Annotated in this window: 30 protein-coding genes; 10 read left to right on the top strand and 20 right to left on the bottom strand. The window is 68.8% G+C overall.

Annotated features, from left to right (window positions below):
- Positions 1 to 63: 63 nt before the first annotated feature.
- Both U5918_RS17360 and U5918_RS17355 read right to left on the bottom strand, forming a co-directional pair.
- On the bottom strand, positions 64 to 1,428 hold the full coding sequence (locus tag U5918_RS17360; RefSeq protein ID WP_336003078.1) for an NAD(P)/FAD-dependent oxidoreductase: 1,365 nt from the start codon (positions 1,426 to 1,428) through the stop codon (positions 64 to 66).
- 112 nt (positions 1,429 to 1,540) lie between these two features.
- A complete protein-coding gene (locus tag U5918_RS17355) occupies positions 1,541 to 2,173 on the bottom strand; it encodes a DUF8121 family protein (RefSeq protein WP_336003077.1) in 633 nt (210 codons plus the stop codon).
- Between the two features lie 142 nt (positions 2,174 to 2,315).
- Between U5918_RS17355 and U5918_RS17350 the strand changes: the two genes are divergently transcribed.
- On the top strand, positions 2,316 to 3,272 hold the full coding sequence (locus U5918_RS17350) for a D-2-hydroxyacid dehydrogenase (RefSeq protein WP_336003076.1): 957 nt from the start codon (positions 2,316 to 2,318) through the stop codon (positions 3,270 to 3,272).
- 3 nt (positions 3,273 to 3,275) lie between these two features.
- Here the strand turns inward: U5918_RS17350 and U5918_RS17345 are convergent, their stop codons facing one another.
- Both U5918_RS17345 and U5918_RS17340 read right to left on the bottom strand, forming a co-directional pair.
- A complete protein-coding gene (locus U5918_RS17345; protein WP_336003074.1) occupies positions 3,276 to 3,644 on the bottom strand; it encodes a VOC family protein in 369 nt (122 codons plus the stop codon).
- A gap of 65 nt (positions 3,645 to 3,709) precedes the next feature.
- Positions 3,710 to 4,405: a hypothetical protein gene (locus U5918_RS17340; RefSeq protein ID WP_336003073.1), complete on the bottom strand. Its 696-nt coding sequence runs from the start codon at positions 4,403 to 4,405 to the stop codon at positions 3,710 to 3,712.
- A 447-nt stretch (positions 4,406 to 4,852) separates the two neighbouring features.
- On the opposite strand from U5918_RS17340, the gene U5918_RS17335 reads away from it, so the two are divergent.
- Positions 4,853 to 5,563, top strand: a complete 711-nt coding sequence (locus U5918_RS17335) for a helix-turn-helix domain-containing protein (protein ID WP_336003072.1) — start codon at positions 4,853 to 4,855, stop codon at positions 5,561 to 5,563.
- Positions 5,564 to 5,588: 25 nt separating this feature from the next.
- Here the strand turns inward: U5918_RS17335 and asd are convergent, their stop codons facing one another.
- The 8 genes from asd to U5918_RS17295 form a co-directional block, all read right to left on the bottom strand.
- Complete coding sequence (asd, locus tag U5918_RS17330; RefSeq protein ID WP_336003070.1) at positions 5,589 to 6,626, bottom strand: aspartate-semialdehyde dehydrogenase; 1,038 nt, start codon at positions 6,624 to 6,626, stop codon at positions 5,589 to 5,591.
- Positions 6,627 to 6,759: 133 nt separating this feature from the next.
- The gene (locus U5918_RS17325; RefSeq protein ID WP_336003068.1) at positions 6,760 to 6,951 is read right to left on the bottom strand and encodes a 30S ribosomal protein S17e; all 192 of its coding nucleotides are present in this window, start codon (positions 6,949 to 6,951) and stop codon (positions 6,760 to 6,762) included.
- 76 nt (positions 6,952 to 7,027) lie between these two features.
- A complete protein-coding gene (locus U5918_RS17320; protein ID WP_336003066.1) occupies positions 7,028 to 7,609 on the bottom strand; it encodes a DUF447 domain-containing protein in 582 nt (193 codons plus the stop codon).
- Complete coding sequence (locus U5918_RS17315; protein WP_336003065.1) at positions 7,602 to 8,030, bottom strand: hypothetical protein; 429 nt, start codon at positions 8,028 to 8,030, stop codon at positions 7,602 to 7,604. Before U5918_RS17315 ends, U5918_RS17320 begins: the two co-directional genes overlap by 8 nt.
- A gap of 30 nt (positions 8,031 to 8,060) precedes the next feature.
- Complete coding sequence (locus U5918_RS17310; RefSeq protein WP_336003063.1) at positions 8,061 to 8,945, bottom strand: triphosphoribosyl-dephospho-CoA synthase; 885 nt, start codon at positions 8,943 to 8,945, stop codon at positions 8,061 to 8,063.
- Positions 8,942 to 9,718, bottom strand: coding sequence for a tRNA-dihydrouridine synthase (locus U5918_RS17305; RefSeq protein ID WP_336003061.1), 777 nt, complete (start codon positions 9,716 to 9,718; stop codon positions 8,942 to 8,944). Before U5918_RS17305 ends, U5918_RS17310 begins: the two co-directional genes overlap by 4 nt.
- Entirely contained in the window at positions 9,715 to 10,701 is a 987-nt protein-coding gene (gene cofD / locus U5918_RS17300) for a 2-phospho-L-lactate transferase (protein ID WP_336003059.1), read from the bottom strand. The genes U5918_RS17305 and cofD overlap by 4 nt, the downstream gene beginning before the upstream one ends.
- Positions 10,702 to 10,767: 66 nt before the next feature.
- On the bottom strand, positions 10,768 to 11,526 hold the full coding sequence (locus U5918_RS17295; protein WP_336003058.1) for a DUF7537 family lipoprotein: 759 nt from the start codon (positions 11,524 to 11,526) through the stop codon (positions 10,768 to 10,770).
- 95 nt (positions 11,527 to 11,621) lie between these two features.
- On the opposite strand from U5918_RS17295, the gene U5918_RS17290 reads away from it, so the two are divergent.
- From U5918_RS17290 to U5918_RS17280, 3 genes are all read left to right on the top strand, one after another.
- Positions 11,622 to 12,854, top strand: a complete 1,233-nt coding sequence (locus tag U5918_RS17290; protein ID WP_336003055.1) for an HD domain-containing protein — start codon at positions 11,622 to 11,624, stop codon at positions 12,852 to 12,854.
- Positions 12,851 to 13,888: an amidohydrolase family protein gene (locus U5918_RS17285; RefSeq protein WP_336003054.1), complete on the top strand. Its 1,038-nt coding sequence runs from the start codon at positions 12,851 to 12,853 to the stop codon at positions 13,886 to 13,888. Before U5918_RS17290 ends, U5918_RS17285 begins: the two co-directional genes overlap by 4 nt.
- A gap of 75 nt (positions 13,889 to 13,963) precedes the next feature.
- Complete coding sequence (locus tag U5918_RS17280; RefSeq protein WP_336003052.1) at positions 13,964 to 14,443, top strand: universal stress protein; 480 nt, start codon at positions 13,964 to 13,966, stop codon at positions 14,441 to 14,443.
- Here U5918_RS17280 and U5918_RS17275 read toward each other — a convergent pair.
- Complete coding sequence (locus U5918_RS17275) at positions 14,440 to 15,423, bottom strand: biotin--[acetyl-CoA-carboxylase] ligase (RefSeq protein WP_336003051.1); 984 nt, start codon at positions 15,421 to 15,423, stop codon at positions 14,440 to 14,442. The genes U5918_RS17280 and U5918_RS17275 overlap by 4 nt on opposite strands.
- Before the next feature lie 79 nt (positions 15,424 to 15,502).
- On the opposite strand from U5918_RS17275, the gene U5918_RS17270 reads away from it, so the two are divergent.
- Positions 15,503 to 15,943: a MaoC/PaaZ C-terminal domain-containing protein gene (locus U5918_RS17270; protein WP_336003050.1), complete on the top strand. Its 441-nt coding sequence runs from the start codon at positions 15,503 to 15,505 to the stop codon at positions 15,941 to 15,943.
- Positions 15,944 to 15,988: 45 nt separating this feature from the next.
- Here U5918_RS17270 and U5918_RS17265 read toward each other — a convergent pair whose 3' ends face one another.
- Positions 15,989 to 17,839 (bottom strand): acetyl/propionyl/methylcrotonyl-CoA carboxylase subunit alpha, encoded by a 1,851-nt coding sequence (locus tag U5918_RS17265; protein ID WP_336003048.1) that lies wholly within the window; start codon positions 17,837 to 17,839, stop codon positions 15,989 to 15,991.
- A 128-nt stretch (positions 17,840 to 17,967) separates the two neighbouring features.
- On the opposite strand from U5918_RS17265, the gene U5918_RS17260 reads away from it, so the two are divergent.
- Together U5918_RS17260 and U5918_RS17255 are read left to right on the top strand one after the other, a co-directional pair.
- Entirely contained in the window at positions 17,968 to 18,444 is a 477-nt protein-coding gene (locus U5918_RS17260) for a cupin domain-containing protein (RefSeq protein ID WP_336003046.1), read from the top strand.
- Positions 18,445 to 18,505: 61 nt separating this feature from the next.
- Positions 18,506 to 18,754, top strand: coding sequence for a hypothetical protein (locus tag U5918_RS17255; RefSeq protein ID WP_336003044.1), 249 nt, complete (start codon positions 18,506 to 18,508; stop codon positions 18,752 to 18,754).
- 26 nt (positions 18,755 to 18,780) lie between these two features.
- Here the strand turns inward: U5918_RS17255 and U5918_RS17250 are convergent, their stop codons facing one another.
- Entirely contained in the window at positions 18,781 to 19,107 is a 327-nt protein-coding gene (locus U5918_RS17250; RefSeq protein ID WP_336003042.1) for a DUF8022 family protein, read from the bottom strand.
- A complete protein-coding gene (locus tag U5918_RS17245; RefSeq protein WP_336003040.1) occupies positions 19,088 to 20,638 on the bottom strand; it encodes an acyl-CoA carboxylase subunit beta in 1,551 nt (516 codons plus the stop codon). The genes U5918_RS17250 and U5918_RS17245 overlap by 20 nt, the downstream gene beginning before the upstream one ends.
- Positions 20,639 to 20,771: 133 nt before the next feature.
- On the opposite strand from U5918_RS17245, the gene U5918_RS17240 reads away from it, so the two are divergent.
- Positions 20,772 to 21,653 carry an isocitrate lyase/PEP mutase family protein gene (locus tag U5918_RS17240; RefSeq protein ID WP_336003038.1) on the top strand — a complete coding sequence of 294 codons (882 nt, stop codon included), beginning with the start codon at positions 20,772 to 20,774 and terminating at the stop codon, positions 21,651 to 21,653.
- Between the two features lie 101 nt (positions 21,654 to 21,754).
- On the top strand, positions 21,755 to 22,183 hold the full coding sequence (locus U5918_RS17235; RefSeq protein ID WP_336003037.1) for a universal stress protein: 429 nt from the start codon (positions 21,755 to 21,757) through the stop codon (positions 22,181 to 22,183).
- Positions 22,184 to 22,210: 27 nt separating this feature from the next.
- Here the strand turns inward: U5918_RS17235 and U5918_RS17230 are convergent, their stop codons facing one another.
- Genes U5918_RS17230 through U5918_RS17215 form a run of 4 tightly spaced genes read right to left on the bottom strand, consistent with a single transcriptional unit; the run spans position 22,211 to position 25,099 of the window.
- Entirely contained in the window at positions 22,211 to 22,426 is a 216-nt protein-coding gene (locus tag U5918_RS17230; RefSeq protein ID WP_336003035.1) for a DUF8119 family protein, read from the bottom strand.
- Between the two features lie 45 nt (positions 22,427 to 22,471).
- Entirely contained in the window at positions 22,472 to 22,939 is a 468-nt protein-coding gene (locus U5918_RS17225; protein WP_336003033.1) for a universal stress protein, read from the bottom strand.
- Between the two features lies 1 nt (position 22,940).
- Positions 22,941 to 24,629, bottom strand: a complete 1,689-nt coding sequence (locus tag U5918_RS17220) for a VC_2705 family sodium/solute symporter (protein ID WP_336003031.1) — start codon at positions 24,627 to 24,629, stop codon at positions 22,941 to 22,943.
- A complete protein-coding gene (locus U5918_RS17215) occupies positions 24,626 to 25,099 on the bottom strand; it encodes a DUF4212 domain-containing protein (protein WP_336003028.1) in 474 nt (157 codons plus the stop codon). Before U5918_RS17215 ends, U5918_RS17220 begins: the two co-directional genes overlap by 4 nt.
- Between the last annotated feature and the right edge of the window lie 8 nt (positions 25,100 to 25,107).

The raw sequence follows: 25,107 nt of genomic DNA, 5'->3' as shown, positions 1-25,107 counted from the left end.
CTCGGGCGGGGACTAAAGGCACGCACTCGGCGGTAGGCGACCCACCGGCAAAGGGCTGTCGCGCTAGAACAGGTAGTCGTCCTGGCGCAACTGGACGTACCGGCCGGAGCCGAGGCTCAGTTTCCGGAGCTTGTACTCGCCGACGAGTTTGATCCCGTTGAGGCCGGCGGTCAGCGCCTGCGAGGGCGAGTACGACCCGCGGTCCATCATGCCGTCCACGAGCCTGAACGTATTGTCCCAGTCGGCCGGCTCCCAGCCCCGCACCATGTCCGCCAGGGCGACGTTGCGGCGGACCTCCTCGCCGATGGCGCGCTTCCACTGGCGGTTGTACTTGTCCAGTCGGCCCTGCCCGGCGAGTCGGCCGGCGATCTTCCCGGTCCGGACGGCGACGTGGTCGCCACCTTCGTGGAACGCAGAGGTCGCGCCCATCGCGCCGCCGACGACGGCGACGCCCGCCTCAGTCGGGGACTCGATCGGACGGGTCGAGGAGATGGGGTAGGCCTCGGTGCCGCCGCGCTTGCCGCGGTCCTCGACCAGCGGGAAGTCCTCGTCGACGTCGTACTCGGGGTACTCCCGTTCGAGCAGGCGGCGGACGTACACCCGGCCCGGCGGGATCTGCTCGTCGTCGTCTTCGAGCAGCGCGTAGTCCCCGCGGTTCTCGACGTCCGCGAGGTCCATCCCGATGGGCATGGTGAGCCCGATCCGTGCGACGTTGTTGTCGTTCGGGAAGATCCAGGGATACGCGGTGTGGCCGGGCATCACGCCCCACCAGAACTTCAGGAGGCCCTCTTCGAACAGTTCCTCCGGAATCCTGCGATGTTCCTGGTAGGCGATGTGGTTCGCGGTGTTCGGGTTCAGGTACTCCTCGACGCTGTGGTCGTGGGGGAGGAACTGGTCCACGGCGTCGGTCGTGACCGTCCGCTGGGGACCGTCCGCGAGGATCAGGTACCGCGCCTCGACGGTCTCGCCGTCGGCGAGTTCGAGCCGGTGGGAGTGGCCGCCGGTCATGTCGCTCTCGACGTCGGTGACAGAGCTGCCGATCCGGAAGGTCGCGCCGACGTCTTCGGCGCGTTCGCGGAGCCAGTCGTCGAAGCGCGCGCGGTGGAAGGCGAAACCGAAGTCCGGATAGGAGGCGTCGATGCCCGTGTCCCGGATGGTGACGGACTCGGTCGGGCCGATGAACGACGCGCCGTCGAGTTCGCTGAGGATCACCTCGTCGGGGATCTCCTCCGGTCGGAAGTCCATGATGTCGACCCAGTAGTCGAGCATCCCCGCGGCGTCGGTCGAGTCCGGACCGACGCCCTCGCGATCCGCTCGCGGCACCCCCTTCTCGAAGACGACCGCATCGGCGCCCCGCGCCGCGGCCTCGTAGGCCGCCGACGAACCGGCGGGGCCGCCGCCGACGATAGCCACGTCCACCTGTTGCATACCCGGTAGCCTGCGCCGAGGGGAGTTAAATGCCGTTCATTCGACACCGCGGCGGGCCGCGATCGGCACCGGAAACTAGTCGGTCGGTGAGACGGACCGTCCGACGGCGAGCTCAGGAAGGAGACTGCGGAGGCTCGTCGGACCGCTCCTCGCCACCGGTCCCGTCCGCGAGCGCGAATTCGAGCCGTCCCTCGAGGACGTGAGTCTCCTCGCGCGGACCCGTCTCGGCGAGTTCCGCGGTACTCTCGACGACGAGTGTCCGCGCCGATTCGGGCCACCGGGTAACGATTAGGTTGATGGTAACTGTCTCGTCGGCCAACTCGCCGAATTCGTGGACTTCCAGTACCGCTGCGGTCCCGTCCTGGGTTCGAGACAACGAGACCGACGGATGCGGCTCGCGGTCGCCCATGAACGGCCCTTCGAGCGCGAGCGTCGGCCACGGTCTGCTCCCCTCCGTGCCGGGCGTCGCGAACCGCTGTGTGAGCGATCGCAACTCCGTTCCGTCCCGGTGCCAGATCGACGTGGCGAATTCGCTCGGGACGTCGAGTGACGGGGGCGTGACACCCACGTCGGCGAGGTCCGACCCGTCAGCCCGGAAGGCGAGGTACTGGATGTCGTCACGAGGATTCTCGTCGGTTTTCTCCGTCGGATTCGAGTGCTCGGTACGCGGGTGGATCACCCCACACCCCGGAGTCAGGGCCGTTCCGGCGGTCAGTGCGGACGCGAGGAACGCGCGGCGGCGCATACGTGCTGTTGTGGCGATGACAGTAAAAGCGTTCAGAATCGGAGATCACAGACCCCGTCTGCCCGACGACGCACCACACGCTTTTGCCGACAGGCCACGGCCCAGTCGATATGGACAGTCGACACCGCACGGGTGATCGGCCGTGAGTTCGGAACTGCTGGTGCTCGGCGAGAAGTTCAACGGGCTCGATCCGGCCGACCTCGCCGCGATCCTCCGCGAGCGACTGCCCGACTGGCGGATCACGGAAGGGACCACCGCTGCCCGGGCGGAGGACCTCGCGGCGAGCGCGACCGTGATGGTCGGGCCGGACGTCGACCCCGCCCTGATCGAGGCGGCCGACGAACTGGAACTGTTCGCCTGCGCCTACGCCGGGTACGATCACCTGCCACTCTCCGTGCTCGCAGAGAACGACGTGGCGGTGACGAGCGCCTCCGGCGTGCACGTCCCGAACGTCTCCGAACAGGTCATCGGGTTCGTCCTCACGTTCGCCCGCGGTCTCCACGACGCGTGGCGGCGCCAGCAGCGTCGCGAGTGGCGCGTGGCCGACCCCGGCGAACTGGCCGGGAGCACGGTCGCGGTAGTCGGCCTCGGCGAGATCGGTACCGGCATCGTTGACCGGCTGGACCCCTTCGGCGTCGAGACCGTCGGCGTCCGCCACTCGCCCGCCAAGGGCGGCCCCTGCGACGAGGTGCTTGGCTACGACGACCTCCAGGAAGCGCTCGCCCGGGCGGAGTACGTGATCCTGGCCTGCCCGCTGACCGACGAGACCAGGGGGCTCATCGGCGACGCGGAACTGAACGCGCTCCCGGCCGACGCCGTCGTCGTCAACGTCGCCCGCGGCGAGGTGATCGACACCGACGCGCTCGTCCGATCGGTACGGACCGGCGGCATCCGGGGCGCGGCGCTGGACGTGACCGACCCCGAGCCCCTCCCGGAGGACCATCCGCTCTGGAACTTCGGCAACGTCCTGATCACGCCCCACAGCGCGGGGCGCACGCCGGCCTATCACGACCGCCTGGCCGACGTCGTCACCGAGAACGCCGAAACGGTCGCCGCAGGCGACCTCGAGAAGCTGCGGAACCGCGTCGATCTATCCTGATACTCAGAGCGGTTCGATGAGTTCGACGACGTGGCCGTCGGGGTCCTCGACGAAGGCGGTGCGCGCGCCGGCGGCGGGCTGGTCGGACGGTTCCTGGACGACGCCGTGATGGTCGATCTCGTCGAAGGCCGCGTCGACGTCTTCGACTTTCACCGCGAGGTGGTCCCAGCCGCTGCCGAACTCGAACTCGTCCTCGCCGTCGGTGTCCGAGAGCTGGATCTCGACGCCCTGACCGTCGGCGACGTAGACGTTGCGCGTCTCGCCGTCCTCGCTCGTGAACTCCCAGGAGCGCTCGAAGTCGAGCTCGTCGACGTACCAGTCGGCCAGTTCGTCGGCGTCCGAGACGTTCATGCAGGTGTGTAGGATGTCCATTGCGACCCAGACTACCCACGAGAGCGGCTTAAGTGGGGTGGCTCGGCCCCGGCGATCGAGGCGGCCTACTCCTCGGCCGGTTCGATGGTGATCGTACCGTGGGAGCCGGTTCCGTTGGCCGTGAGGCCGTGGACGTACGTCCCGGGCTCGACGTCGTCCGTGTCGACCGTGAGCTCCACCTCTCGTTCCTCGGTGCCCTCCATCGCCAGTTGTTTCGCCGCGAGCACGTCGCCGTCGAGGCGGTACTCGTATCGCTGCTCGTCGTCGAACTCGTCGTAGTTTTTCACCTCCGCGGTGATCGTGAACGTCTCGCCGACCTCGACCGAGTCCGGCGCGTCGATCTCGTCGATGTCGTACCCCCTGGTCAGCGAAAGGGGCGCCATCTCGCCGCGGTCACCGACCAGCACGCCCGTGTAGTACTGCCCGGACTCGAGCCCGATCCCCATCGTGTTCTGCTCGAAGGTGACGGTCCGCCGCTCGCCGGGGTCGAGCGTCACCGACCGCCGCTCGTACCGCGTCCCCGCCATGATGAACTGGACCGTGCGGGTGAGACGGTCCGGTCCCTCGTTCTCGAGGACCGCCTCGACGCGGACGTCCGTCCCGATCCGCGAGCGGTCGGGAGCGGTGACGTCGACGACGTCGACGGAGCCAGCCGACTCCGTCGTCTGTCCGCCGGCGTCCACGTCGGCCGTCGCCGTCTGCGGCCCGAGTGATTCGGTGACCCCGGGCTGGACGGCCACGGTGAGAGCGACCAGTACCACTAGCAACGACAATCGATAGTACTTCGACATCGGTGGAGAGGGTCCACAGCCACGCCGATAAATCGCCGCGACCATTTACGATCGAAGCACCGCAGTACCGCGATCCCAGTCGGATCTTATCCGTCGGCGCCGGCTACCGCGTCGGTCACTGCGGCCGCGTCCGTGCCACCCGCTCGCCGCCCAGTCCAGCCCTGCAAGACCCATAAGCACCATCTATCGGTTTCGGTATCAGGAGATTATTCGCCGACCGCGGGCGACGCGGCGCCGATCGTCTCGGCAGCACAACTCGATGGCACACTCGCCGACGCCGGAAGCGAACCGGTCGCGCTGCGCGTTCGATCGGCACCGAATCCAGTCAACTGACCGAGAGGAATCCGGCGTCTCCGACCGTAACGTCTTCGTTCACGAATGCGAACTATTATCACCCACGATTTCCCCTGATAGAACATGAGGTACGGGACGTTCGTGCTGACGCCGAACCAGGGGTGGTTTCATCCGATCGAGGTCGCGTTTCGCGAACGCGGGGTGACGACGGTCGCGATACGGAACGTGACGCTGCTGTCCGACGGGACGGTGGTACTGCTTCACGAGTTGAACGGGCCGACGGAGGGGATCCTCGAGGCGGTCGCCGAGACCGACGAAGACCTCATCGACTACCAGCTCAGCGACGCCGACGACGGCACGCTGTTGCGCTGTCACTACCATCCCAGCGACCTGGTGACGGGCCTGCTGGAGATGCTCGAGGACTTCGCCGTGCTCCCGGAGTACCCCCTCGAGTACGTCGATCCGGCCCACTCGAGTCTGAAGGTAACGCTCATCGCCGAGGACAGTTCCCTCAGAGGGATGCTCGACGACGTGCCCGACGGCATCTCCGTGGACCTCCTCCGCATCGGGAGCTACGATCCGGACAGCCGAACCCTGTTCTCGGGGCTCACCGAGCGCAAGCGCGAGGTGATCCGCAAGGCCGTCGAGAAGGGCTACTACGAGATTCCGCGCGAGGTGACCTGCGAGGAGATCGCCGCCGACCTGGACTGCTCGGCCGGCACGGTCGCCGAACACCTCCAGACGATCGAGAGCCGGTTCGTCCAGGAGATCGTCCCCGCGGAGTACGACGACGGCGTCGCCCGCGAGTCCGTGCGGCCCGTTGGCCGGTCCTGACGGACGGTCGGGACCCGAACCGACGCTAGATGTAGCCTTCTTCCAGCAGCAGTTCGCCGTTCAGCACGGAGGCGCCGGCCGCGCCGCGGATCGTGTTGTGGGCGAGGCAGTTGAACTGCAGACCGTCGGCGGTCTCCTGCAGACCGCCGACCGCGATGCCCATGCCGTCGGCCTGATTGCGGTCGAGGCGGGGCTGCGGGCGGTCGGGTTCCTCGAACACCTTGATGAGCTGGTCGGGCGAGGATGGCAGGTCGATGCTGGGGTACTCGCGCAGGGCCTCGGCAGCGGCTTCGACGGTCACGTCCGCGGCGGTGTCGGCCCAGACGTTCTCCAGGTGGCCGTCGAGGGTGGGAATGCGGTTACAGGAGGCGGCGACCTCGGCGTCGTCCCACTGGACTTCCGCGCCGTCGAACTCGCCGAGCAGTTTCCGGCTCTCGGTCTCCATCTTCTCCTCCTCGCCACCGATGTGCGGGATCGCGTTGTCGATGATCTCCATCGAGGTCACGCCGGAGTAGCCCGCGCCGGAGACGGCCTGCAGCGTCGAGACGCGCACGTCGGTCAGGTCGAAGGCGTCGTTCAGCGCGGCCAGCGGCGGGACCATCGTGATCGTCGAGCAGTTGGGGTTCTTGACGAGGGCGCCGTCCCAGCCGCGCTCGTCGCGCTGGACCTCGATCAGGCCGAGGTGGTCGGCGTTGACCTCCGGGATCGTCAGCGGCACGTCGGGGTCCGTCCGGAAGTTCGAGGAGTTCGACGAGACGACGTACCCCTCCTCGAGGAAGGCCGGCTCGACGGCCTCGCCGACGCTGGAGGGCAGCGAGGAGAACAGGAGGTCGACGTCGTCCCGGACCGCGTCGGGGTCGGTCTCGACGACGGTCGTGTCGGCGACGTCCTCGGGGATCGGGCTGTCGACGCGCCACTTCGCGGCCTCGCGGTAGGACTTGCCCGCGCTGTCCGCAGAGGCCGTCAGGGCGGCCAGCTCGAACTCCGGGTGGGGGTCGAGCTGCTGGATGAGTCGCTGTCCGACGGCACCGGTCGCACCGAGAACGCCTACGCGTACTGTCATTGGTACCCACAGCTACGGCCGGGCCACCTCAAAACGGTTTGGATAGTCGCCGGAGGCGGGTCGAGAATTCGAAGCAGATGCGCGAGCCCGCGGCGTCACTGGTCGAGAGAGAACGCGGCCGAGAATTCGCCGCTCAGGCGGGGACCTTCGCGCCCTCTTTCCGGGTGATGTAGCCCGCGATCCGGTTGCGGACGCCCTTGGACTCGATGTTGGTGAGTTCCGTGACCAGTTCCTTGTTGTGCTCGAAGTCGTGGCCGAAGGCCTCGGGGTAGCGCTCCATCAGGATCGTCCCCGTCTTCTTGACGTAGGCCGGTTTGATCGCCATGTTGTGCGTACGTGCTGGCCGAACTCTGAAAAAGGGTTCGAAAGCCGACCCGGCTGCGGACCCCCAACCGAGGCCATCACCCATCCCACGAGGAGTGCTCGCGCACGACGGCCATCGCCGCCCGGTCGCACTCGCCTCCGCATCGGTCGACCACGTCGGCGAAGTACTCCAGTCGCCGCTCCAGGTCCGCCCGATCGTAGCCAGAAACGCCCAGCCGCGACGCCGCGACCGTCGCCTCGACGACGGCGCCGGTGGCCCGATCGAGCGTCGGCACGGTCTCGCGCTCGATTCCCGTCTCGACCGGTTCCAGGGCCCACTCGACCCACTGGGTCCCCCCGTCCTCGCCGTCTTCGATCCGTTCGACCGTCGCGCGCGCCCAGGCGTCGGCACTCGACAGGACCGGCTCCGCCTCTTCCCGGACCGTGAGGGCGGCCTCGGCGAAGTCCAGCGGATCGGTCGTGAACTGGACGTACCCCTCCCCGCGTTCGCCGAAGTTTCGCCAGGTCCGAGTGCGGCCCCACGTCCGGGCAGTCGCAAGACCGTCGCCGTCGGGCGCGTGGAGTCCCAGCGCGGCGACGTTCCAGCGGTCGTTCGGGCCAAGCGTCGTCACGACGGTCTCGGTGATCCCTTCCAGAGGGACCGGCCACGCCTCAGCCATCGAGACCCACCTCCGGATCCCGGTCGAATCGGTGGCGAAGCGCCCCGCCGGCCGCCCCGAACAGCGTCGCGGGCAGCGCGTAGGCCACGGCGATGCCCATCAGGCCGAGCAGGAGGAACGTGGCCGGCGCGTCGACGCGCAGGAAGAGCGCGCCCTGCGCGATGGTCGTCCCGACGAACACGGCGCGAAAGCCCGTGTCGGCACAGCGACGGAGGGACCCGCCGTCGATCCAGCCCGCGACGACGGCCCCGGGATAGAGCCCCAGCGCGCCCGGCCGGAGGACGGTCGATAGCGACGCCGACCTGTCGAGTCCGGTGGCCAGGGCGACCGCGGCGTATCCAAGGATCGCGACGGTCACGCCCGCACCGATCGCGAGCGGTCCGGATTCGGCGGAAAGCGGGAGCCGACCGGCGTCAGGCATCGCCCGTCACCCCGCGACGGTCGCGACTGCTCACACGTCGAGCCCCCGTTCGAGCGCGACGAACAGCGCCCCGGCGGTGAGATCGGCCGTCGTCCCGGGGTTGATCTCCTCGGCGACGAACTCGTTGGCCAGCGCCCACGGGTCGCCGTCTTCCAGTGCCGCGGCCGCCCGGCGGGTCGCCTCCGCGGCGACGTCGGCGTCGTGCTGGGTCGCGACGAAGGTATCCGGTTCCTCTGCGAGCAGTTCCAGGAAGACCGTGGCCGCCCGGTTTGGCACCGGCCCGTCGAGTTCCAGAAGCCGCTCGGCGGCGTCGACGGTCCGCTCGAACTCGCCGGTCCACTCGCGGGCGATGCCGTCGACCTCGGTCGAGCGGTCCATCACGTCGTACAGCGTCAGCCCGCGCTCTTCGAGGGTCGGCACCGCGGCCGCCCCGCGCCGCACGTCGAGGGCGTCCATCCCCTCGGGCGGGTCGTCGACGGCCACGTCGACGTGCTCGAAGGCCCGGTAGAAGTCGGCCGCGTCGGCGACGGTCGTCTCGGCAGCCAACTCCCCGGCCCGCGTTCCCGAGAGGTCGCCGTCGGCGGCCGCACGGACCAGGGGGGTCAAGAGGAGCAGCGCCCCGAACTGCGTGTTCCCGGCCCGCTGTCGGCTCATCCCTGCGACCGCGCGCTCGAACGCCCGGCCGAGGCGCTCGCCGTCGGCGGCCATTTCCAGGCCCCGCTGGGCCCCAACGGCGCCCGCCATGAAGTGCTCGAACCGCAGGTCGTCGTAGTCGTGGGCCCGGTCCACGTTGCCGGGTTTCGGCGTCCCCGTCACCTCGAGCAAGAGGGCGAGTTGGGCGTTCTGGACGACGGTTCGTTCCGGGGCCGGTTCGACGCCGGAGCCGTCGGTCTCCGCACTCTGACCGTCGCTCACGGCTCCACCTCCCCGGCGAACCACGCCTCGGTGGCGTCCCGGACGCGGTCGAGGACGGCCGGTTCGTCGCTCGGCCGGCCGACGCTGACCGCGTCGGCGCCGTACTCGAGGTACTCCCGGACGCTCCGTTCGTCCCGTACCTCGTTGTTGGCGATCACGAACAGGTCCGCCGCGGCGGCAACGTCGCCGACCACGGGTTCTGAGTCCATCGCGTCGACGTGGATCGCGTCCCCACCCGCGCTCTCGATCCGTCGGGCAACGGCCGGGAGATCGACGCCGGGCACTTCGGCGCGGACCTTGACGCTCACCGTCGCCCCGGTCTCGGCGGCGGCGGCGACCAGCTCTGAGAGGCGGTCGGCGTCCCGGAGCAGGACTTCGCCCGCGCCAGCGGCACACATCTCGTCCTGCCGGCAGTGGGCGTTGATCTCAAGGATCGCGCCGCGGTCGCGACAGACCGCTCCGACCTCGTGGAGCGGTTCGAGTTCGGTCGTCCGGACGTTGAATCCCGCCTGTACGGGGGAATCGGCCAGCGCGGCCAGTTGCTCGTCGACGAACCCGACTGGATCGGCCGGCAGGAACTCGGTCCGGTCGCGATCGACCAACTCGCGGGCGGCCTCGCGGGTCGGCTCGTCCAGGGCGATGCCGCCGAGGAAGGCCGCGCCGGCGTACTCGCTCCCGGCCCGGGCCCAGTCGGCGTCGGCCTCGCCGCTGAGACTCGCGAGGGCGACTCGTGGGCGGAAGTCGAGCGGATCGGGGGGCGCTTCGGGGCTCACGATACCGCCTCCATGGCGTCGTCGACCGCCTCGGCCACCCGTCGGGCGTCGGACTCGGTTCCGAGTTCGGTGTCGGTCCGCACGACCGGGCGGTCGAGGTCGGTCCCGTCCTCGGTATCCAGGACGAACGCGTCGGCGAAGTCGTAGGCGTCGGCAACGCCCGCCGTCGAGGGGTCGTAGCCCACGGCCTCCATCAGTTTCGCCGCCGGCCCGGAGAACACCTCGTCCTCGACGAACGGCGAGACGGCGACGACCGGCGTCTCGCGGAGCGCGTCCTCGATTCCCTCCACGGCGAGCATCGGGCCGATGCTCGTGACGGGGTTCGACGGCCCGACGACGACCGGTTCGGAGAGCGCCGTCAGCACCGGGTCGGTCGCGTCGGGTTCTCCCCGAAACTCCACGTCCTCGACGGTCGGTTCGCCCTCGTGGCCCACCCAGAACTCCTGGAAGTGCATCGGCCCCTCGGGGGTGTGGACGATGCTGGCGACGGGGTCGTCGCTCATCGGCAGAATCTCCCACGACACGTCGAAGGCGTCGGCGAGGGTCCGCGTGACCGCGGTGAGCGATTCGCCCTCGTCCAGCAGTCCGGTGCGGGTGAGGTGAACGGCGCGGTCGCGGTCGCCGATCAGCATGAACTCCGCGACGCCGGAGAAGCGCCGCCAGCGGGCGATCCGGCGCCCAGTAGTCTGCTGCTCGTCGGGGAGATATCGCGGCCCACCGTCGAGGCCGGCGGCGTCGGCTAGCGCGTGGAGTTCGTCGTCGGTGACCGTCGAGTCGTCGGCGATTCCCCACCAGGTATCGAGATCGAGTTCGTCGCCGCCGAGGAAAAGGACGGTGTCGACGTCCGGGCAGACGAGGTGGCCCGCCAGTTCCACGTCGTCGCCTGTGTTACAGACGACGGTCGTCTCGGCGGGCGGGAAGACGCCGTCGGCGCCCCGGAGGAGTTTCGGCGTGCCCGTCCCCCCGGAGAGAAACGTGACCATACCCGGTCGTCGGGAACCGGCGCGGTAAATCCTTTCGCCAGGGGCAATAGGGTCGAGAACTCCGAGCTAGTCGGACGTGACCGCGTTGGCCTGCCCGAGCCAGATCGGGCTCCTGACGGTCGTGTCACCGACGTTCCGATACTCGACGTCGACGATGTACCGGAACTCGATTCCCTCCGAGTTCGTTCCGGTGGTGTCGTAGCGGAACGAGCGGATCCGCCCGTCCTCGGTCACGCTCAGTTCGGCCCTCTCCGCAGCGGCGTAGACGTGGACGGTCTCGTTGTCGACGCTCTCGGTCCCCTCGTAACTGTACTCGAAGCCGTCGATGTGCTGGCGGATCCGGGGCGTGAGGTAGGACTCGGAGCCGTTCCCGGTCCTGTTCTGGCGGTCGTAGGCGGTCTGGTTCTCGATTCGCTGGCGCAGGTACGCCGTCCCGGCGGAGCCCGCGTAAATCTCGGTGAGCGGCGAACCCGTCACGTTGTGCGTGGCGCGGTAGGTCCCGTTGCCCTCGTCGACGGTCGCCGTCACGTTTCGGTACTGGACGATGCGCGACGGTTCGACCGTCCGCGTGGTCGAGGTCCGCCTGAACTGGAAGGTCCCCGCGTCGATCAGCGCCGCGCGGTGGCGCTCTAAGACCTCGGTCCCGTTCAGCGGGAGGTCGTAGGGCCCGTCCGTCTCGACCGTCTGGGGGGTTTCGGGCGTCCCGTCGGTCGCGTTGGCAGGTGACTGGTCGGTCTGCGGTCCCGAATCGCCGACGAGGCCGCCGCAGCCGGCGAGGGCGACCGCGGCGACGACGGCGAGCAGGGCGACTGTAGTGCGGTTCACGGCCGGGTCCACGTCGGCCCCCGTCTTGAATCACGCGTCTCGAACCGAGCGGCTGGCGCAGGAAGTAAAGCCCCCGCGGTCCGAATCGCGAGTAGATGGATATCAAGGACAGCGTCCACGACCACATCGAGGTTCGGGGGGTGGCGAAGGATCTGCTGGACACGCCGCCGATCCAGCGGCTCCGGCACGTCCGTCAGCTCGGGACCGTCACGCTGGTCTATCCCTCCGCGAACCACACCCGCTTCGAGCACAGCCTCGGCGTCTACCACCTCGCCGACGAGGCGCTCTCGCACCTGGCCGTCGAGGGCCAGCAGGCCGAGCGGGTCCGCGCGGCGGCGCTCCTCCACGACGTCGGTCACGCCCCCTTCAGTCACAACGTCGAGTCGGTCGTCCACCGCCACACCGGCAAGTGGCACGACGACGTCCACGAGATCCTCGAGTCCGGACGGGTCGCCCGCGTGCTCTCCGACCACGGCCTCAACCCCGACGCCGTCGCCGATCTGGTGGCCGGCGACGGCAAACTGGGGCAACTCGTCTCCGGCGAACTCGACGTCGACCGGATGGATTACCTCGTCCGCGACGCTCACCACACCGGCGTCCCCTACGGCACGATCGATCACGAGCGGCTCGTCCGGGAACTGTCCTTCGTCGACGGCGAACTCGTCCTCGCGGAGAACAACGTCCAGACCGCCGAGAGCCTGCTCGTCGCCCGCGCGCTGATGACGCCGACGGTCTACAGCCACCACACCGCACGGATCGCGAAGTCCATGCTCCGGCGCGGGGCCGAGCGCCTGCTCGCCCAGACCGACACCACCGCCGAGGAGTTGCGCCGGATGGACGACCACGACCTGCTCGTCGGACTGCGCCAGTGCGACGCGACCGCCGAGACGGCGCGCCGGCTCTCCGAGCGCGACCTGTTCAAGCGGGCCGTCTGGGCCGAGATGGGCGACGTGCCGCCGGACCTGCTGGAGCGGAGCCACGACGGCATAATCGCGGACGAGCAGGCCATCGCCGACGAGGCGGAGGTCGATCCCACGGACGTGATCCTCGACGTGCCCGGGCGACCGGAGATAACGGAGTCGACGAGCCGGGTCGTCGTCAACGGAGAGATTAGACCCCTCGGAGACCAGTCGACACTCGTGAGCGCGCTCCGGGCCGTCCAGCGCGATCAGTGGCGGCTCGGAGTGTACGCCCCCGACGACGTCGCAGAACGCGTCGGCCACGCCGCGAGCCGCGTCCTGGGGCTCGAAATCGACGGGTCGCTGGTCAGCGACGGTCGCCCGGGCGTCCACACGACGCTCGACGACTTCCAGGGGGGTGAGCCGTGAGCGACCGCAGCGTGCTCGAGGGGACGATCCTTCGAGGGAAAGCATTCGAGGCCATCGAAGGCCGGGTGATCCTGTCGGACGGGCAGATCGTCGGCGTCGAGGAGGAACCGGTCGAGAGCGACGATGTCGTCGTGCCGGCGTTCGTCAACGCCCACACGCACATCGGCGACTCCATCGCCAAGGAGGCCGGCGAGGGGCTGGACCTGGACGAACTCGTCGCGCCACCGGACGGCCTCAAACACCGGCTGCTCCGGGAGGCTTCCCACGAGGAGACCGTCGCCGCGATGGAGCGCAGCCTCGGCTATATGCGACAGGGCGGGACCGCCGCCTGCATCGAGTTCCGCGAGGGCGGCGTCGACGGCGTCCGCGCGATGGCCGAGGCCGCCGAGGGACTTGACGTGGACGTGGTCACCCTCGGTCGCGAGGAGATCGCGGCCATGGAGGCCGGCGACGGGTTCGGCGCGAGCGGGGCCCGCGACGGGGAGTTCGGCCGCGAACGGACCGCCACCAGGAAGGCGGGAAAGCTGTTCGGGATCCACGCCGGCGAGCGCGACCCCGACGACATCAACGGCGCGCTGGATCTGGATCCGGACTTCCTGGTCCACATGGTCCACCCCGAACCCATCCACCTCGATCGCGTGGAGGACCGGAACGTCCCGATCGTCGTCTGCCCGCGCTCGAACCTGGTGACCGGCGTCGGCACGCCCGACATCGCCGAACTCGCCTCACGGACGACCGTCGCGCTCGGGACGGACAACGTGATGCTCAACAGCCCCTCGATGTTCCGGGAGATGGAGTTCGCGGCCAAGCTCTCGGACGTCCCGGCCCGCGAGATCCTCGCGATGGCGACCCACCACGGCGCCGAGATCGCGGACCTGAACTGCGGCGTGATCGAAGAGGACCGCGACGCCCGGCTGTTCGTCCTCGACGGCGATTCCGACAACCTCACCGGCTACCAGAACGCCGTCCGTGCCGTCGTCCGCCGCGCCGGCGTCGCCGACGTGCGCGAGGTCGTCCTCCAGACAGCCGAGTGAGAGTTTCTCTCCGGCTTTTCGACCCCAGCAGGAACAGTTATGCCGCTCGGGAATCGACATTGGTAATAGATAACAATGTACAATCGCATCCTCCTGCCGACCGACGGCTCGACGGAGATGGAGCCCGTCGTCGAACACGCAGCGGCGGTGGCCGACCGCGATGACGCCCTGCTCCACGGGCTGTACGTCGTCGACTCGACGAGCGTGGCCAGTCTGCCGATGGAGACCGGCTGGGACGGCATCTCCGGCCTCCTCTACGACGCCGGGGTGGAGGCGCTGAACGACGTCGAGCGGATCGTCGACGACCGCGCCGAGGTCGAGCGGATCGTCACCGAGGGCCGACCCAGCGCCGAGATCGTCGAACACGCCCGCGAGGACGACTGCGACCTGATCGTCATGGGGACCCACGGCCGCGGCGGCATCGACCGCCTCCTGCTGGGCAGCGTGGCCGAGCGCGTCGTCCGCCGTTCGCCTGTCCCCGTGATGACCGTCCGCGTCGGCGAACCGGGCCGCGAGGATCCAAAGCGCGACCCCGAGCAGAAGATGAGAGCCTAGACGGGCCGGAGGTGCTCGCAGTCGCCCGTCGTCACCCGCACCGGACCCTCGTCGGTCTCGACGACGAGCGTCCCGGGGAACTCGACGTCGACGGCCTCCCCCACAACCTCGCCGCCGGGCGTCTCGACCCGGACCCGGCGACCGAGCGTGTCCGCGTGCTCGCGCCAGGCCGGGACGACGCGCTCGAGATCCGTCCGCAGGTCGTGAAACTCCTCCAGCAAGCGCTGCGTGAACGCGCGCCGGTCCACGTCGCCCGTTTCGGCTCGCAGGCTGGTCGCGCCCTCGACGAGGTCCGCCACGTCGACGTTCGCGTTGACCCCGATCCCGACGATCAGCCATGAGACCCGATCGGCCTCGCCTTCCATCTCCGTGAGGATGCCCGCGAGTTTGCGGGTGTCGCCCTCTTCGTCGGGGACCAGCACGTCGTCAGACTCCGTCTGACTGGCTCCCGTCCCTGTCGGGACGAGAACGTCGTTCGGCCACTTGATGACCGCGTCGACGCCCGCCTCCCTGGCCGCGCGGGTCGTCGCGACGGCGGCGGCGAGGGTGAAAGCCGGCGCGTCCGCCGGCGGCACCGTCGGCCGGCAGAGGATCGACAGCCAGATTCCACCGGACGGTGAGGACCACGCGCGATTCAGCCGGCCGCGCCCGCCGGGCTGTTCGTCCGCGAGGACGACCACGTCCTCTCGGCCCTCGGCCGCCAGCTCCCGCGCCCGGTCGTTCGTGCTCGGGACGGCGTCGTGGTACTCGACCTCGAAGGGAGCCTCGAGCCCGAACTCGACGGCCTCGCCGCCGAAGTCGGGCACCGCGGCGAGTTCGTAGCCCGCGTCGGTGCTCGCGATCTCGAAGCCGGCGTCCCGCAGCGCTTCGACGTGTTTCCAGACCGCCGCCCGGGAGACGTCCAACCGGTCGGCGATGTCCGGGCCGGAAACCGGTCCGTCCGCGAGGGCGTCGAGCACCGCGTGGCGCGTGTCCTGCATGCCAGTTCCTGGCTCGCCGAGGGAGAAAAAGCGACCGATCGCGCGCCGCGTTTTTGACGGCGCCGTCCTAACGGGGCCTATGCGCTACTTCGAGGACGTCGACGTCGGCGAGACCGGAACCTTCGGCGCGGAGACCCTGACGAAGGCAGACATCGTGGCCTTCGCCGAGCAGTGGGACCCCCAGCGGTTCCACGCGGACGAGGAAGCCGCGGCGAAATCGGTCCACGGCGGCCTGATCGCCAGCGGCCTGCACACCATCGGCGTCGCGATGTACCACTGGGTCGAGGGGTGGCTCGACGACGTGGCCAACCTCGGCGCGCGGTACATCCGCGAGATCCGGTTCGAGGAACCCGTCCGACCCGGCGATACCCTCGGAATCCGGGGCGAAGTGCTCGAGAAGACCGTCCCGGACCACACGGACGGCCACGGCTATCTCGACTACGAACTCGCAGCCTACGTCGACGGGGAGCCGGTGATGACGATGGTCACCGATCTCGTCGTCGAGCGGCACGGGGAGTGAAGACGGATCGGCGGCGATCCGGCGGTGGAGGCGTGCCGGTGTCGCTCAGTCGATGACGATCAGCAGGTCGCCCATGTCGACGCTCTCGCCCTCCGCGATGGCGACCTGGGAGACGGTCCCGCCGGCGGGCGCGACCACGTCGTTTTCCATCTTCATCGCTTCGAGCACGCAGATCACGTCGCCGTCGGCCACCTCGTCACCCTCCTCGACGTTGACCTCCAGGATCGTGCCCTGCATCTCGGCGGTGACCTGCTGGCCTTCGGCCGCCGCGGCCTGGCCACCGCCGGAGTCGTTCCCCCCGCCCCGGCCGCCGGCCGGTCGCTGGGGTTGCCCGCCGCCACCGCCGCCGTCGCCGACGTTGGTCGGGATGGGCGGCGCGCCGCGCTCCTCGAGGTTGACCTGGAAGCGCTTGCCGTTGACCTCGACGGTGAACTCCCGCTCGACGACCTCTTCGTCCCCGTCGTCGCCCTCGCCCTCGGCGCTCCCCCACTTCTCCTGGGCTTCGTCGATGCGTTGGGGGTCGAGTTCCTCGTCGAGGTACTTCGTGTGATGCGTGCCGTTCACGAACGGATCGTCGGTGAGCATCAGCCGGTGGAACGGGATGATGGTCGGAATGCCCTCGATGTCGTACTCCGCCAGCGCGCGCTTCGAGCGGTCGATGCACTCCTCGCGAGTCGCCCCGTGGACGATCAGCTTCGCGATCATCGAGTCGTAGTCGGTCACCAGGTCGTCGCCCTGCCGGAGCGCGTCGTCCATCCGGACGCCGATCCCGCCCGGCGGGTCGTAGGTCTCCAGGGTGCCGCCGGTCGCGGGTGCGAAGTCGTTCGCGGCGTTCTCGGCGTTGATGCGGAACTCCATCGCGTGCCCGTCGGTCTCGACGTCGTCCTGCGCGAAGTCGAGTTCGTCACCGGCGGCGACCCGGAGCTGGTACTTCACGATGTCGATGCCCGTGATCTCCTCCGTCACCGTGTGCTCGACCTGGATCCGCGTGTTCACTTCGAGGAAGTAGAAGTCCGTCTCCGCCCCGAGCACCTCGTCGGGGTCCCGGTCGGGGTCCTCCTCGACGAGGAACTCGACGGTCCCGGCGTTGTAGTAGTCGGCGGCGTCGACGCCGCGGCGGGCGGCCTCGCCGATCTGCTCCCGGAGTTCGTCGTCGAGGGCGGGACTGGGCCCCTCCTCGATGACCTTCTGGTGGCGGCGCTGCAGCGAGCAGTCACGCTCGCCGAGGTGGCGGACGTTGCCGTGGTGGTCGGCGATGATCTGCACCTCGATGTGGCGCGGGTTCTCGATGTAGCGCTCCAGGAAGACCGAATCGTTGTCGAAGTACGCCTCGCCCTCGCGCTTTGCGCTCTCCAGTTGCTCCTCGATCTCGCCTTCCTCGTAGACGATCTTCATCCCGCGGCCCCCGCCACCGCCCTCGGCCTTGATGGCGATGGGGTAGCCGTGTTCCTCGGCGAACTCCCGGACTGCCTCGGGCTCCTCGATGGGGTCCGTCCCGGGGACGATGGGGACGTCGGCGTCGCTCATGACGTTGCGGGCCTTGGTCTTCTCGCCCAGTCGCTCCATCGCGTCGCCCGACGGGCCGACCCAGGTGACGCCCTCGGTGGCCTCGACCTTGCGGGCGAACTCGGCGTTCTCCGCGAGGAAGCCGTAGCCGGGGTGGATCGCGTCGGCGTCGGCCTTCTGGGCGGCCTCGATGATCGCCTCGTGGTCGAGATAGGAGTCGGCGGCGCGGGCGGGCCCCACGTTGTAGGCTTCGTCGGCGTACCGGACGTGACCCGAATGTTTGTCCGCCTCACTGTAGACAGCAACCGTGTCCACCCCGAGTTCCTCGCAGGCGCGCATCACCCGGACAGCGATCTCTCCGCGATTCGCGACGAGAACCGTATCGAACATGTCGGTGAGTACCGCGAGTTGCCCCTTAAAGGTATGCGACCGCGGCATGGCGGCGGCCGTCCTCGGCGCGCGATACCCCGTCGAGTTTGCATATCTTTATCACGCCGACTACTGAGCCATTCGGTACGATGGAACACGTCACAGTCTCGGAACTGGACACCTTCCCGCACCCGGCGGGCGCGACGGAGGGCGGCCGTGCGCTGGCCGCCGCCCTCGGCACGACCGACGTGGCGATGAACCACTACACGCTCGCGCCCGGCGAGGCCCCCGACGGGGGCTACCACACCCACCTCGACCAGGAGGAGGTCTTCTACGTCCTCGAGGGCACCGTCACCTTCGACACAGACGACGGATCGCGAGAGGTGAACGAGGGCGAGGCCATCCGGTTCGCCCCCGGGGACTACCACCACGGCGAGAACAAAACGGACGAGGAGGCGGTGGTGCTGGCCATCGGCGCCCCCGACAGCCGCCACGACTGGGAGCAGATCCGCGTCCCGGTCCCCTGTCCGAACTGCGACGACGTGGACGCGCTGGGCGTCGACTTCGGCGCCGGCGATCAGGGCGGTCTGAAGTGTCCGGAGTGCGGCGAGACGATGAGCGTCTAGGGTACAGTCGCCGTTTGACCTATCCCCTCACTTTTCGAGGGGCGCGGCTGAACGAGTCGTCGTGTCCGAAACACCACCCATCCCGTCGCCGCGGTCGGTCGCAGAGTACGTCGAAGACGGCGCGTACGTCGCCGCCATATTGCTGGTCTGGGGCGCCATCGCCGCGTTCTTCGCCTTCGGCCTGACGGAGATCGGCGTCTTCGCCGGCCTGTTCTGGCATCTCGGCGGCGCGTTCGCGATGGCTGGCGTGCTCAACGCGGTCCTGTTCCTCTGTTACCGCACCGTCGACTACTGGCACGCACGGGCCTGAAAACTGCTCGCGGCGCGTGGGGTCGCCTACATCCGGTCGGCACGACCGGCCGCAGTCCACGGATCCTTCGGCGCGTCCGTCCGCACCCGGGTCCAGCGGCGGCGTTTGCGCGCGAGTTTGCTCCCGAACGCCCACTTCCCCTCGGCCCAGTTCGGGCCCTCGTCCGTCTCGGCGGCCGCCGCCGCGGCGGCGAGTTCCTGATCGCAGACGTGGGCGCCGATGGCGGCCGCGACGGCGGCCGCCTCGTCGTCGTCGGCCCCCTCGAGCGCGGCTTCGATCGCGGCGAGCAGTTCCGCGCGTCCGGCCTCTGCCGGAGACTGATCTTCGGCCATCTCAGAGCGGGATGTTGCCATGTTTGCGGTCGGGCGTGTTCTTGCGCTTCCCGCGGATCATCTCGAGATCGGTGATCAGTCGGGAACGGGTGTCCTTCGGTTCCAGCACGTCGTCGACGAAGCCGCGTTCGGCGGCCGTGTACGGGTTGGCGAAGGCGTCGCGGTACTCGTCGATCAGCTCCTGGCGCTTTGCCTCCACGTCGTCGGCGTCTGCGAGTTCGTCGTCGTAGAGGACGTTCACCGCGCCCTTGGGGCCCATGACCGCGATCTCGGCGGTCGGCCACGCGTAGTTCATGTCCGCCTCGACGTGTTTCGAGGCCATGACGTCGTAGGCGCCGCCGTAGGCCTTCCGGGTGATGACGGTCAACAGCGGCACCGTCGCCTCGGAGTAGGCGTACAGTAGCTTCGCGCCGTGTTTGATGATCCCGTCGTGTTCCTGGTCGGTGCCGGGCATGAAGCCTGGCACGTCGACGAACGTCAGGATGGGGATGTTGAACGCGTCGCAGAAGCGGACGAACCGCGCGCCCTTGACCGAGGAGTCGATGTCGAGCGTCCCCGCGTTGACGTGCGGGTTGTTGCCGACGACGCCGACAGAGTGCCCGTCCAGCCGGGCGAAGCCGATGGTTAGGTTGCGCGCGAACGCCTCGGCCACCTCGAAGAAGGAGCCCTCGTCGACGATCCGGTCGACCACGTCGCGCATGTCGTAGGGCTTCTGTGGCTGGTCCGGGACGACGTCCATCAGGTCGTCGGGTTCGCGCTCGGGGTCGTCCCACGGCTCGACCCGCGGCGGGTCCTCGACGTTGTTCTGCGGGAGGAAGGAGAGCAGATAGGCGATGTCGTCGAGTGCCGCCTCCTCGGCCTGGGCCGTGAAGTGAGAGACGCCGGACTCGCTGGCGTGGGTCTGGGCCCCGCCGAGTTCCTCGAACCCGACCTCCTCGCCGGTGACCGTCTCGATCACGTCCGGGCCGGTGATGAACATGTGGCTGGTGTCCTGAACCATCATGATGAAGTCCGTGATGGCCGGGGAGTAGACCGCGCCGCCGGCACAGGGGCCCATGATCGCCGAGATCTGCGGGACGACCCCCGAGGCGAGCTGGTTGCGGTGGAAGATGTCGGCGTAGCCGGCCAGCGAGTCGATCCCCTCCTGGATGCGCGCGCCGGCCGAATCGTTGAGACCGATGATCGGACAGCCCGTCTCGATGGCCTTGTCCATGACCTTACAGACCTTCTGGGCGAACGCTTCGCCCAGCGAGCCGCCCATGACGGTGAAGTCGTGGGCGAAGACGAACACCTTCCGCCCGTCGACCTCGCCGTAGCCGGTGACCACGCCGTCGCCGGGCATCTCCCGCTCGGCCATGTCGAAGTTGGTCGCGCGGTGCTCGCGGAGGGTGTCCACCTCGTTGAACGTCCCGTCGTCGAGGAAGTAGTCGATCCGCTCGCGAGCGGTCATCTTCCCGCGGTCGTGCTGGGCCTCGATGCGGTCCTCGCCGCCCCCTAGCTCCGCCTGGCGCTTGCGCTCACGCAGCTCTTCGACCCGGTCCTCGATCGTCATCGCAGATCACGCCCTCGTCGGAATCCGTCCATCTTGGGTCTGAACACGAAGCGGTGTGAAAAATGTTTTCCGACCTCGGTACGGCGGTGGCAAACCGCCAGGGCTTAGTCGGGTGGGCGCCCTCGTCGTCGGCATGACCGCACAGCCGCCCGCGACGCGCTTTCGCGCACTGCTCGACGGTGACGGTCTCGTGGCGCTCCCGGGCGTCCACGACGCGCTCTCTGCCAGGCTCGCCGAACGGGCCGGCTTCGAGGCCCTGTTCACCTCCGGGTTCGGCATCGCCGCCTCGACGCTCGGCCTCCCCGACCTCGGCCTCATGTCGATGGCCGAGAACGTCGACCGGATCGACCGAATCGCCGGCAGCGTCGACGTCCCCCTCGTCGCCGACGCCGACACCGGCTACGGGTCCGCGCTGAACGTCCGACGCACCGTCGGCGAGTGTCTCGACGCCGGCGTGGCGGGCGTCATCCTCGAAGATCAGGCGTGGCCCAAGCGCTGTGGCCACATGGACGAGAAGCGTGTGGTATCGGAGCAAGAAGGCGTCCGGCGGATCCGCGCCGCCGCGGACGTACGCGAGGAGCGCGATAGCGACCTCGTGATCATCGGCCGGACCGACGCCCGGGCGACCGACGGGCTGGACGAAGCGATCGAGCGCGGGCGGTCGTTCGCCGACGCCGGCGCGGACGTGGTCTTCGTGGAAGCCCCCGAGTCCCGCGGCGAACTCGAACGGATCGCGAGCGAGGTGGAGGCGCCGACCTTCGCGAACATGGTCGAGGGCGGGAAGACCCCCGTACTCTCCGCGGCGGAACTGGACGAGATCGGGTTCGACGTGGCGGTCTACCCCCTCTCCGCGCTGTTCGCCGCCACGAAAGCGATGGCGGACGCCTACGAGACGCTGGCCGACGAGGGGACGACCGAGTCGGTCGACGGCGTCACTTTCGACGAGTTCGAGGCCGTGGTCGACGCCGACGGCTACAGAGAACTCGAACGGCGGTACGCCGACGACGGGGAGTGAGTCGACGCCGACTGGCCTCCGCTGACGATGGCCGAACACGTTCCCAAAATTCGATAACAGTGCTCTTGGATTAAGGCCGGTCGAGTGGAATCGTATCCTGTATGTACGAGACGGTACTCCTGCCGACGGACGGAAGCGAGGTCGCCGCAGGTGCGGTCGATCACGCGATCGACGCCGCCCGACGCCACGACGCGACGATCCACCTGCTGTACGTCGTCGACGAGAGCGTCGCCCAGGCCGCGCCTGGGCTGGCGATGGGGGAGATCAACGAGCAACTGCGCGCGGAGGGCGAGCGAGCGATAGCGGAACTCGAGGAGGCCATCGCGGACGCGGGGATCGCCACGGAGACGGCGATCCGCGTCGGCGCGCCGGCCGAGGAGATCTGCAGACAGGTCGACGAGACGGGCGCGGATCTGGTGGTGGTGGGATCGACGGGCAAACGGATCGTCGAGCGCGAACGCGTCGGGAGCGTCACCGACAGCGTCCTCAGAAAGGCGAACGTCCCGGTGCTGTCGGTGCCCCGGGCGTAACGACGACGCCGCTGCTTTCGACGGCGACTACGACTCTTCTCGGGCCAGCGACAGCGACCCGACGAAGCCGAAGTAGGCGATCACGCCCGCGAACATACAGAGGTAGTAGGCCCACTGCGGGCCCTGCAACACCTCGAACAGCACGGACACGACCGTCACCCAGACGACGGCGAACACCAGATCGAACACCATGCCGTCGCGGTGTTCGCGAACGTGCTCGCGAACGGCATCGACGACGCTCATCGGCCGCCCCTCCGTCCGTCGTTCGGCTGCGGTCGCGTCACGGGATCAGTCTCCGCCGGCCTCCTGGTAGTCGACGACCAGCACAGGGCGATGGGTCGAGCGCAGGACGCGCTCGGTGACGCTCCCGAGTAGCGCCCGCGTGACGCCCGCGCGGCCGTGGCTGCCCATGACGATCAGGTCGATGTCGTGGTCCTCGGCGTAGTCGCCGATCAGCGAGTGCGGGCGACCCGGGAGCACCTCTTCGACCACGTCGAGGCCGTGTTCGGCGGCCCGCTCGGCCACGTAGCCCGTGGCCTCGTTCGCGCGGGCCTCGAGTTCCTCCATCTCGCCGAAGCGGCCCTGTCGGATGCGGTCGACCTGTTCGGTGCCGAGGCCGAGGTTCACGGCGTCCATGTCCACGACGTACAGTGCGTGGAGCGTCGCGTCGTACTTCGAGGCGAGGTCGATCGCGGTGTCGACCGCCGCCTCGGCCACGTCGCTGCCGTCCGTCGGAACGAGGATCGTGTCGTACATCTCAGTCGTCCTCCGTGGGTTCGCCGCCGTCGGTGACGACGTCTTCCGCGGTCTGTTGCTGTCCCATCGGTTCGGGACTGTGGCACTGCCGCACCATCCGCTTGGTGTGGGTCGGCGGATCCGCAGTGACGAGCGAGACGACGATCGTGACGACGAAGACGATCGGCGTCACGACGAGCGCGGACCCGATGGCGGGCATCCACGTCGCGAGCGCGGGCAGGACGGTCTCGCCGCCGAAGAAGCCGTACGCGGGCACGACTTCGTTGACCATCGGCACCATCCAGAGGATGAGGCCGGTCGACATGCCGGCCAGCGCGCCCTGTCGGTTGGTGTTCTCCCACCACATGCCGAGGAAGAACATCGGGAACAGGACCGCGCCAGCGAGCGAGAACGCGTAGGAGACCAGCGCGGCGATCGGTGCCGCGGGGTCGAGCGCCGCGAGCGTCGTGAGGACGCCGAGCGCGACGATACTGAGGCGGCCGACCAGGATCTGCTGGCGCTGGGTGGCGTCCTCGTTGATGATGTTCGCGTAGAGGTCGTGTGAGATGGCCGACGAGCCGGCGATGAAGAGGCCGGCGACCGTCGCGATGGCGGCCGCGATGCCGCCCGCGGCGACCAGTCCGACCAGCCACGAGGGGAGACCGGAGAGCTGCGCCGCCAGCACGACGATCACGTCGGCGGCCGCGCTGGTCATCCCGGGATCGCCGAACACGTCGCCCACCTGCTGGGAGTACAGGTCCGTCCCGAACGCCGCCATGGCGGGCGCGCTCCAGTACAGCAGGCAGATGAAAAAGAGGCCCCAGACCGTCGACCAGCGGGCGGTCCGCTCGCTCTCGACCGTGTAGAACCGGACGAGGACGTGGGGCAGGCCGCAGGTGCCGACGATCAGCGAGAAACACGTCGCGATCCAGAGGTAGTAGCTATCGAAGCTCTGGAACGGCTCCGAGAACTCGGCGCTCAGTTCGCTTATCAACATCCCGTACTCCAGTTGCGGGATGACGGTCGAGTAGCCGTTGACCCACCCGACGACGGTCACGCCGACCAGGAAGGCCGCGATGATGATGACGTACTGGACGGCCTGGTTCTTCGTCGCGCCGAGCATCCCCGACAGCGTCAGGTAGCCGACGGTGACGGCCATCATCAGTATCACCATCACCTGGTAGCCGCTGAAGCCGGCGACCCCGAGGTCGCCGAAGATGTACAGCCCGACGAGGCCCATCCCGCGGGCCTGGCCGATGGCGTACACGAACCCGATGAGGAACGTCGTCACGGCCGCGATGGCGCGCGCGCTGTCGGAGTTGAACCGGTCCCCGACGAAGTCGGGCGCGGTGTACTTCCCGAACCGGCGCAGTTGCGCGGCCAGGAAGATGAGGAGGATGAAGTAGCCGGTCGTCCAGCCGACGACGAACGCGAGGCCGTAGACGCCCGCGGTCGCGATCAGCGCCGCCATCCCCAGATAGGAGGCGGCCGACATCCAGTTCGAGCCGATCGCCATCCCGTTCTCGACGTTCCCGATGGATCGCCCGGCGACCCACATGCCCTCGGTGTCGGCCACCTTGAACACGTAGCCGATCGCCAGGAACAGGAGCAACATGGCGACGACCATGATCGCCGGCAGGAGCTTGAACGAGACGTTCAGCCCCTCCGGGAGCAGCCCCGACTGCAACAGGACGGCCGCGAGGCCGCTCATCTATCGACACCTCCGTCGGCGGCGGCGACGTCCTCGCTGCCAGTCGTCTCCGGTTCGTCGGCGTGGTGGATGCCGTACTTGCGGTCCAGCGCGTCGCGCTTGCGCGAGTACCAGAACGCCAGGAGCAGCGCCCCGGTGGGACCGCCGATGGCGATCAGGAAGTAGTGCAGCGGAAAGCCCAGCACGGGCATCCCGACCGACAGCGTATCGGGCGCCAGGAAGGTGGCCGTCGGGGGTCCGAAGACGATGAGGAACCAGGCGAGAAAGCCCGTCCAGACCACTTTGAGGTGCTCCCGCATGAACGGCGTGCTGGGTTTGAGTATGTTGACCTCCCTGTCGAGGTAGTTCGTGTCTCTGTGGTCCTGTGCGGCCTGCGTCACGGTTCCACCGTCCGTCTCGGTGACCGGCGGCCCGTCGCCGCTCCCGGCCGCAGTGCCGTTCGTCGAATCGTGCGTGTTTTTGTCTGCCATATTACGGT

The sequence above is a fragment of the Halorientalis sp. LT38 genome (assembly GCF_037031225.1).
Classification (GTDB): domain Archaea; phylum Halobacteriota; class Halobacteria; order Halobacteriales; family Haloarculaceae; genus Halorientalis; species Halorientalis halophila.
The sequence above is the reverse complement of the archived record's forward strand: the minus strand, read 5'-3'. Positions and strand labels throughout refer to the sequence as shown.

What these genes read in the sequence shown, in the direction of transcription:
- U5918_RS17250 (WP_336003042.1), bottom strand. Translation starts at nt 19,107, where the DNA reads ATGGCAACATCCCGCTCTGAGATGGCCGAAGATCAGTCTCCGGCAGAG.
- U5918_RS17280 (WP_336003052.1), top strand. Translation starts at nt 13,964, where the DNA reads ATGTACAATCGCATCCTCCTGCCGACCGACGGCTCGACGGAGATGGAG.
- U5918_RS17275 (WP_336003051.1), bottom strand. Translation starts at nt 15,423, where the DNA reads ATGCAGGACACGCGCCACGCGGTGCTCGACGCCCTCGCGGACGGACCG.
- cofD (WP_336003059.1), bottom strand. Translation starts at nt 10,701, where the DNA reads ATGGTCACGTTTCTCTCCGGGGGGACGGGCACGCCGAAACTCCTCCGG.
- U5918_RS17355 (WP_336003077.1), bottom strand. Translation starts at nt 2,173, where the DNA reads ATGCGCCGCCGCGCGTTCCTCGCGTCCGCACTGACCGCCGGAACGGCC.
- U5918_RS17215 (WP_336003028.1), bottom strand. Translation starts at nt 25,099, where the DNA reads ATGGCAGACAAAAACACGCACGATTCGACGAACGGCACTGCGGCCGGG.
- U5918_RS17315 (WP_336003065.1), bottom strand. Translation starts at nt 8,030, where the DNA reads ATGCCTGACGCCGGTCGGCTCCCGCTTTCCGCCGAATCCGGACCGCTC.
- U5918_RS17320 (WP_336003066.1), bottom strand. Translation starts at nt 7,609, where the DNA reads ATGGCTGAGGCGTGGCCGGTCCCTCTGGAAGGGATCACCGAGACCGTC.
- asd (WP_336003070.1), bottom strand. Translation starts at nt 6,626, where the DNA reads ATGACAGTACGCGTAGGCGTTCTCGGTGCGACCGGTGCCGTCGGACAG.
- U5918_RS17335 (WP_336003072.1), top strand. Translation starts at nt 4,853, where the DNA reads ATGAGGTACGGGACGTTCGTGCTGACGCCGAACCAGGGGTGGTTTCAT.
- U5918_RS17235 (WP_336003037.1), top strand. Translation starts at nt 21,755, where the DNA reads ATGTACGAGACGGTACTCCTGCCGACGGACGGAAGCGAGGTCGCCGCA.
- U5918_RS17225 (WP_336003033.1), bottom strand. Translation starts at nt 22,939, where the DNA reads ATGTACGACACGATCCTCGTTCCGACGGACGGCAGCGACGTGGCCGAG.
- U5918_RS17325 (WP_336003068.1), bottom strand. Translation starts at nt 6,951, where the DNA reads ATGGCGATCAAACCGGCCTACGTCAAGAAGACGGGGACGATCCTGATG.
- U5918_RS17345 (WP_336003074.1), bottom strand. Translation starts at nt 3,644, where the DNA reads ATGGACATCCTACACACCTGCATGAACGTCTCGGACGCCGACGAACTG.
- U5918_RS17290 (WP_336003055.1), top strand. Translation starts at nt 11,622, where the DNA reads ATGGATATCAAGGACAGCGTCCACGACCACATCGAGGTTCGGGGGGTG.
- U5918_RS17220 (WP_336003031.1), bottom strand. Translation starts at nt 24,629, where the DNA reads ATGAGCGGCCTCGCGGCCGTCCTGTTGCAGTCGGGGCTGCTCCCGGAG.
- U5918_RS17270 (WP_336003050.1), top strand. Translation starts at nt 15,503, where the DNA reads ATGCGCTACTTCGAGGACGTCGACGTCGGCGAGACCGGAACCTTCGGC.
- U5918_RS17265 (WP_336003048.1), bottom strand. Translation starts at nt 17,839, where the DNA reads ATGTTCGATACGGTTCTCGTCGCGAATCGCGGAGAGATCGCTGTCCGG.
- U5918_RS17260 (WP_336003046.1), top strand. Translation starts at nt 17,968, where the DNA reads ATGGAACACGTCACAGTCTCGGAACTGGACACCTTCCCGCACCCGGCG.
- U5918_RS17240 (WP_336003038.1), top strand. Translation starts at nt 20,772, where the DNA reads ATGACCGCACAGCCGCCCGCGACGCGCTTTCGCGCACTGCTCGACGGT.
- U5918_RS17360 (WP_336003078.1), bottom strand. Translation starts at nt 1,428, where the DNA reads ATGCAACAGGTGGACGTGGCTATCGTCGGCGGCGGCCCCGCCGGTTCG.
- U5918_RS17245 (WP_336003040.1), bottom strand. Translation starts at nt 20,638, where the DNA reads ATGACGATCGAGGACCGGGTCGAAGAGCTGCGTGAGCGCAAGCGCCAG.
- U5918_RS17230 (WP_336003035.1), bottom strand. Translation starts at nt 22,426, where the DNA reads ATGAGCGTCGTCGATGCCGTTCGCGAGCACGTTCGCGAACACCGCGAC.